This is a genomic window from Bradyrhizobium sp. (assembly GCF_035652035.1).
Classification (GTDB): domain Bacteria; phylum Pseudomonadota; class Alphaproteobacteria; order Rhizobiales; family Xanthobacteraceae; genus Bradyrhizobium.
On sequence record NZ_DASREO010000071.1, the window covers coordinates 1 to 7,380 of the forward strand.

A 7,380-nucleotide genomic window follows, 5' to 3' on the forward strand; every position below is an offset into this window, starting at 1 on the left:
GGCGGGGTTATACATGGCAGCGTGTCCTGCGTTTTTTCGGTTCCGGATGGGTAGTTCTAATCTTCCTTGGGACGGTCGCAATTGGAATTTTAGCTCTCTTTTGCGGCCGAGAGCTTGTAAATCTCCAGCGCGTCGACATCAGCCCCTCGCGCGGCCTTGCCCAACCGGAAAATCTGGGCGGCGAGACTTGCCATCGGCACCGGCGTCGATGTGGCCTGGGCGACATCGGCAACCGTATCGAGATCCTTCAGAATAGTGGCGATGTGGCCGAGCGGCGGTGAGTGGATGCCTTGCACCATGCGCGGTACGAAGAGCTGCAGCGGGATTGAGTCGGCAAATCCGCCGGCGAGCGCCTCCGGCAGTTTCCCAGCGTCGATCCCGGCATTGCTCGCGAGCCGTGTGGCTTCGGCCAGGACCGCCATTGCGCATCCGACGATGACCTGGTTGCAGAGCTTGGTCATCTGTCCCGCGCCGGTCGGCCCCATGTGGGTGAGCCGGCGCGCCATCGCCAGCACATAAGGGCGCACCCGCTCGATGTCGGTGGCGTCGCCGCCAGCCATCACAGCCAGTGTGCCTTCCTCCGCGCCTTTGGTGCCGCCGGAGACCGGCGCATCGATCCAATTCATGCCGTTGGCCGACTTCAGCCGCGCTGCGATGTCACGCGCCGCTTCCGGGTGGATCGATGAGAAGTCGACTACGAGCTTGCCTTTCCCCGGCACGCTCGCCAGTCCGGTTGACCCGAACACGACCTCCTCAACCGCCGTGGCATCTGTCACGCACATGAAGATGATACTTGCGGATTCCGCGATACTGCGAGCATCGGCCACGAGTTTTGCGCCGGCCTCGACCAGGCTCTTGGCCTTGGCTGCGGAGCGGTTCCAGATCGCAAGCTCATACCCTGCATCGAGCAGGCGCCGGGCCATCGGAACGCCCATCATGCCGAGCCCGAGATAGCCGAGCTTTTCGGCTCTCGATCCCTTGCCATCACCCGTTCCGGTCATGCTGCCGCTCCTCATTCCAAGGTCTAGTCCGCCACGTCTCGTGAGCGAATATCCCTGCCGGATCAGACGAATACAAGCGATACGTCAATGGCTTGCCTGATTGTTTGAACCATGAAAGGCTTATGGCCCAAAACGAGGGGCGCTTGTGCCTTTTGGGCAGAAACAGCTGGAGCGGGCATAATGCGGTTGGTCTCGAAATGGACTTTGGCGGCGGCGATGGCGGTATCGGTTCTGGCTGGTGCCAGTGCGTCGCGAGCGCAGCAGACCATCCGCGTCGGTTGGACCATTCCTGCCGAGGAATCCAAATACTGGATGATGAAGCGGCCGCAGGAATTCCCTGATCTCGGCAAGACCTACAATATCGAATGGACGCAGTTTCAGGGCACCGCGCCGATGACGCAGGCGCTGGCGGCGGGCGCGCTGGATTGCGCGACACAGGCGCCGCTGTCGCTCGCCAACGGCGTGGTCGGAGGCAACCTCAAGGCCTACATCGTTGCCCAGCATGTATTCGAGAAGCCGGGCGGCTTCTCGGTTTATTGGGCGGTCATGGACGAGTCGCCGATCAAGACCATTGCCGATCTGAAGGGCAAGACGGTCGGCATCTCCGTCATCGGCGGCGGCACGCAGGGACCGTTCAACCTGCTGCTGAAGCAGAATGGGGTCGATCCCGCCAAGGACATCAAGCTGGTCGAGGTTGGTTTCGCCGTGTCCGAGGACGCGTTGCGTCAGGGCCGCGTCGATGCCGTCAACATGAATCAGCCGTTTGCGGCGCGCGCGGAAGCGAAGGGCGGTACGCGCAAGCTGTTTTCGCTAAACCAGGCGATGCCGAACATCGTTCACATTCTCGAAGCCTGCCGCGCCGACTTCGTCGACAAAAATCCAGATTTGGTCAGGGCTTACGTGCGCGATATTACCTCAGGCATGAAGAAGGCGCTCGCCAACCGCGAAGAGACATTAAAAGTCGTGAATGAGGTGCTGAAGGCGCCGATCCCGGTACTCGAGACATATCTCTTGAAGGACAACGACTTCGGCAGAGATCCTGGTGCTGCGCCGAACTTCCCGGCGATCCAGAAGATGCTCGATATCTATGCCGAGACCGGGATGCTGCCGAAGCTCGATGTCGCGCAGTTCAAGCATCCAACCATCGTGGCGCCGCTGCAATAGGCGCACGCCGCGAGGGGTTTCGCACTCCGACCAGAGCCAGAGATATTTGCGCATGAAGAAGTGGCGGTCCCGCGTCACGACCGACGGCCTTGATCGGGCGCCGCATCGCGCTTTCATGCGGGCGATGGGGCTCGATGACGCTGCAATCGCCAAGCCGATGGTTGGCGTGGTCAGCATGAAGGGCGAACAGACGCCCTGTAACATGACTCACGATTTTCAGGTCGATGCGGCCAAGGAGGGGATCGCGGAGGCCGGCGGCACGCCACGCGAGTTCACCACGATTTCCGTCTCCGACGGCATCAGCATGAACCACGAGGGGATGAAGTTCTCCCTGTTCTCGCGGGAACTGATCGCGGATTCGATCGAAGCCGTCGTTCATGGCCTGGCCTATGACGCGCTGATCGGCTTCGGCGGCTGCGACAAGACCTTGCCCGGGGTGATGATGGGCATGATCCGGTGCAACGTCCCGTCGATCTTCATCTATGGCGGCAGCGCGCTGCCTGGGCGTTTTCGGGACAAGACCCTGACCGTGCTCGACTCCTACGAGGCTGTCGGCGGCTTCATGACCGGCGAAATCGATCGAGCGACGCTCACCGGTGTCGAGCGCGCATGCTTGCCGACCATCGGCGCCTGCGCCGGACAATTCACCGCCAATACCATGGCGATGGTGTCGGAGGCGATGGGGCTGACCATCCCCAATGTCTCGATGATCCCCGGCGTTTACCCGGAGCGCGCTCAGGTGGCCCGGCGCGCCGGCCGGCTGGTGATGGGCATGCTGGAGCGCAATGGGCCGCTGCCGCGGGAAATCGTCACGCGTAAGTCCCTGGAGAACGGCGCGGCTATCGTCGCCGCCACGGGGGGCTCGACAAACGCTGCGCTGCATTTGCCGGCAATCGCCAACGAGGCCGGGATCGGCTTCACCATCGATGATGTCGGCGAGGTCTTCGCCCGGACGCCGCTGATCGGCAATCTGCGGCCGGGCGGCAAGTACACTGCCAAAGACGTCTACGATGTCGGCGGTGCGGCAGTCGTCATTCGTGCCCTGATCGAGAGCGGCCACATCGACGGTAGTTGTCTGTCCGTCACCGGCAGGACGCTCGCAGACGAATACGGCAATGCCGACGCGCCCGACGGCGAGGTCATCTTTCCGACCAGCAAGCCGATCATGCCCGACGGCGGCGTCGCCGTGTTGAAGGGCAACCTTTGCCCCGATGGTGCTGTGATCAAGGTGGCGGGCCTGAAGAGCCTCGTGTTCGAGGGTGTCGCGCGGGTGTTCGAGGACGAGGAGGGCTGCGTCGATGCCGTCCGCAAACGCAACTACGCCGCGGGCGAAGTGCTGGTGATCCGCAACGAGGGTCCGGTCGGCGGTCCCGGCATGCGCGAGATGCTCGGCGTCACCGCGCTGATCTACGGGCAGGGGATGGGCGAGAAGGTCGCCTTGATCACCGATGGGCGGTTCTCCGGCGCGACGCGCGGCATGTGTATCGGCTATGTCTCACCGGAGGCCTTTATCGGCGGTCCGATGGCGCTGGTGCGCGACGGCGATCGCATCCGCATCGATGCCAGCGCGCGCCGCATGGATCTATTGGTTGCCGATAGCGAACTCGCGGAACGGCGCAAAGCCTGGCAGCCGCGGCCGCCACGGCATCGGGCGGGCGCGCTCGCCAAATATGCGAGGCTGGTCGGGCAAGCGCCGGGTGGCGCGGTGACCCACAATGGTGCGGCTGAATGGCCCTGGTTCGACGAGCCTCACACGTGATCGGGAGCCGCATCGCCATGTCCCGCTGCCTCCCGCTGTGCTAACAGCGCCAGCAGCGCCATGTCGGCGAGAGATGCGGGAATGACGATCTTGCCTTCGCGATCAGAGCTGCGGGCTGAGCCGGTACCGGCACAGAAGCCGGCGGCCGCCATGATCGAGATCGACGATGTCTCGCAGGTGTTCCTGACTTCAGCACGCCAGGAACACCTGGCGCTGTCGGATATATCGCTGTCGGTCGCCGACGGTGCCTTCGTTTCCATCCTTGGGCCTTCCGGCTGCGGAAAATCGACGCTGCTCTATATCGTCGGCGGTTTCGTGCAGCCGACCCGCGGCGTCGCGAGGATGAAGGGCAGGACGATCACGGGGCCGGGACCGGATCGCGGACCCGTGTTCCAGGAATTTGCGCTGTTTCCCTGGAAGAGCGTGCTCGGCAACGTCATGTATGGTCCACGCCAGCAGGGCGTGAAGCCTGTGGAAGCCGAGGCGCAGGCCCGCGGGCTGCTCGAGATGGTCGGCCTCAAGGGGTTCGAGGAATTCTATCCAAAGGAATTGTCCGGCGGCATGAAGCAGCGCGTGGCGCTGGCGCGTACGCTCGCCTATCATCCCGAGGTGCTCTTGATGGACGAGCCGTTCGGCGCGCTCGACGCCCACACCCGCACGCGGCTTCAGAACGACCTGCTGAACATCTGGGAACGTGATCGCAAAACGGTGCTGTTCGTCACGCATTCGGTCGAGGAAGCGGTGTTCCTCTCCGACAAGGTTGTGATGATGACGCGTTCACCCGGCCGTATCCGGCAGATCGTCGATATCGACCTGCCGCGGCCACGCCGCCGCACCGAGCTATTGCTCGATCCGCGCTACCAGAAATATGTCGTCGAGATCGATCGCATGTTCGACGACGGCGGCGAACTGCAACCATGATATCAGTCGACGCCATCACCAAGCGCATGGCGCCAGTGCTGGCTTGCGTCGGCCTGCTCGCGGTCTGGCAATTCGCATCGCTGGCCCTGCACAACGACAGTTTTCCAACCGCGACCGAGGCGCTACGCGCCATTCCGTCGATCCTCGGCGACAAGGATTCGCTGGTCAATTTCGGAGCGTCGCTGCGCCGGATGGCAATCGGCTTTGGAATTGCCGTCGCCGTTTCAATCCCGCTTGGGCTTTCCATGGGACGCAGCCGCGCCGTGGCGTCGTTCTTCAATCCCCTCTTGATGGTCATCTACCCTGTGCCAAAGGCCGCGCTGATGCCGATCATCATGCTCTGGCTCGGAGTCGGTGATGTCGCAAAGACGCTGGTGATCTTCCTCGGCGTCAGCCTGCCGGTGATCTATCACAGCTTCGAAGGCGCCAAGGCGGTGGAAGAAAAGATGCTGTGGTCGGGCGCGGCGATGGGTCTCTCCGCCGCTCAGCGCATGATCCGCATCGTCTTGCCGGCCGCACTTCCCGAAATCCTCACGGGTTGCCGCACCGGCCTGGTGCTGGCGCTGATCACCATGATCACGAGTGAAATGATCGCGCGTCAGTCCGGCGCGGGCAACATCCTGTTCAATGCTCTGGACATGGGACAGTATGATACCGTGTTCGCGATGATCATCATTGTGGGCGCGATGGGAATTTGCCTCGACGCTCTGTTCGAGCGAATTCGCGCCCGGTTGGTGCGCTGGTCCGAACCGCAATTCGACCTTCCCCTGAGTTTCTCATGAACGCGCGGGCCGTGACATCCGATCTCGTGTTAGGCGTGATCCCGATCGCGCTGATCATCGCCGTGTGGCAGGCCCTGGTGTCGTTCGGCTATGCGCCGGTGACGCTGTTGCCTCCGCCCGGACAAGTGTTCGCGCGCTTGCTGCAGCAGCTTCTGACAGACACCTTCAGGCAAGAGATCGCGGCCACGCTGTTTCGTCTGTTTGCGGGTTTTTCGATTGCGGTCATCCTGGGAGTGGGCATTGGCCTTGCCGCGGCGGTCAGTCCCGCCCTCAATGCCGTCGTGCGTCCGATCGTGCGGGTGCTGGCGCCGTTGCCCAAGGTCGCGCTTTATCCAGCGCTGTTGTTGCTGGTCGGCTTCGGCCATGAATCCAAGATTGCGCTGGTTACGGCCGACGCGTTGTTTCCGATCCTGCTATCGACCTATTACGGTGCGTCGATGGTCGAGCAGAAGCTGATCTGGTCGGCGATGGCCGCGGGCACGCCCCCGCGCGAAATCCTGTTCAAGGTTGTGCTGCCGGCGGCCGCGCCATCGATCCTGACGGGCTGCCGGATCGGCCTGGTGATTTCCTGCATCGTCGTGTTCCTGGCCGAGATGATCACCTCGACCGATGGCCTCGGCCACGTGCTGGTGACGGCTGCGCGGACCTTTCAGGCGGTCGACATGTTCGTGCCGCTGATCACGATCTCGCTGCTCGGACTGATCCTCAACGGCTTGCTGGAAGCCGTGCGGTCATATCTGTTGCGCGGATTTCCTGAAGCCTAGGAGAACAGCATGCTGGCGGACCGCATCGAAGCAAAATGGATCGACGCGTTCTGCGAGGTTTTCGAACGCTGTGCAGTCAAACCGGGCGATACGGCGGCGATCCTGTCGGAGACGCAGTCGCGCACGCTCAATGTGCATTTGGCTGAGCTCGCGTTGTTGCGCATGGGCGCACGGCCGTTCCACGTGGTCGTGCCGACACCGCGCAACCGGCAGATCGTGCCGATCCGTTCGACCGGCGCAAGTGAGGCGATCCAGCGGCTTAGTCCGGTCGTGACCGCGCTCCAGCAGGCGGGCTTCGTGGTCGATTGCACCATCGAGGGCCTGATGCATGCGCCTGAAACGCCTGAGATCCTGAAGGCTGGCGCGCGCATTTTGGTGATTTCGAACGAGCACCCGGAAGCGCTCGAGCGAATGGTACCGGACACCGCGCTGGAAAAGCGTGTGCGCGCCGCGGCCAAGATGCTGCGCGGAACCAGGCGTATGCGCGTGACATCGAAGGCCGGCACCGCGCTCGATGTCGACATGGTCGGCGCTTCGACCGTCGGCGTCTGGGGCTGGACCGACCGGCCGGGTACGCTCGCACACTGGCCGGGCGGGATCGTCGTCAGCTTTCCCAAGAGCGGCACCGTCAACGGGACGTTGGTGATGGCGGCCGGCGACATCAATCTCACCTTCAAGCGCTATCTGACCTCGCCGGTGAAGATGACGTTGAAGAACGACTACGTCACCGATCTCGAAGGCGAGGGTGCGGATGCCGCGATGATGCGGGCCTATCTCGCGGCGTGGGGCGACCGCGAGGCCTATGCGGTGTCGCATGTCGGCTTCGGCATGAACCCCGGCGCGCGGTACGAGTCGCTGTCGATGTACGACCAGCGCGACACCAATGGCACCGAGCTTCGCGCTGTTTCCGGCAACTTCCTGTTCTCGACGGGCGCCAACGAGTTTGCGGGCCGTTACACCGCCGGCCATTTCGATTTGCCGATGATGGG

7 protein-coding genes are annotated in these 7,380 nt (G+C 63.1%); 6 read left to right on the forward strand and 1 reads right to left on the reverse strand.

Going from position 1 to position 7,380, the window contains the following annotated elements; translation table 11 throughout:
- Positions 1-89: 89 nt before the first annotated feature.
- A complete protein-coding gene (locus tag VFB05_RS17915; protein ID WP_325014443.1) occupies positions 90-1,001 on the reverse strand; it encodes an NAD(P)-dependent oxidoreductase in 912 nt (303 codons plus the stop codon).
- A gap of 180 nt (positions 1,002-1,181) precedes the next feature.
- Here VFB05_RS17915 and VFB05_RS17920 point away from each other — a divergent pair, with 180 nt between their 5' ends.
- From VFB05_RS17920 to VFB05_RS17945, 6 genes are all read left to right on the forward strand, one after another.
- Positions 1,182-2,165: an ABC transporter substrate-binding protein gene (locus tag VFB05_RS17920; RefSeq protein ID WP_325014445.1), complete on the forward strand. Its 984-nt coding sequence runs from the start codon at positions 1,182-1,184 to the stop codon at positions 2,163-2,165.
- 52 nt (positions 2,166-2,217) lie between these two features.
- On the forward strand, positions 2,218-3,924 hold the full coding sequence (gene ilvD, locus VFB05_RS17925; RefSeq protein ID WP_325014447.1) for a dihydroxy-acid dehydratase: 1,707 nt from the start codon (positions 2,218-2,220) through the stop codon (positions 3,922-3,924).
- Between the two features lie 81 nt (positions 3,925-4,005).
- Entirely contained in the window at positions 4,006-4,845 is an 840-nt protein-coding gene (locus tag VFB05_RS17930) for an ABC transporter ATP-binding protein (protein WP_325014449.1), read from the forward strand.
- Entirely contained in the window at positions 4,842-5,627 is a 786-nt protein-coding gene (locus VFB05_RS17935; RefSeq protein WP_325014451.1) for an ABC transporter permease, read from the forward strand. Before VFB05_RS17930 ends, VFB05_RS17935 begins: the two co-directional genes overlap by 4 nt.
- Complete coding sequence (locus tag VFB05_RS17940) at positions 5,624-6,391, forward strand: ABC transporter permease (protein ID WP_325014453.1); 768 nt, start codon at positions 5,624-5,626, stop codon at positions 6,389-6,391. Before VFB05_RS17935 ends, VFB05_RS17940 begins: the two co-directional genes overlap by 4 nt.
- Before the next feature lie 9 nt (positions 6,392-6,400).
- A partial coding sequence (locus VFB05_RS17945; protein WP_325014455.1) for a peptidase M29 occupies positions 6,401-7,380 on the forward strand: 980 nt, incomplete at its 3' end.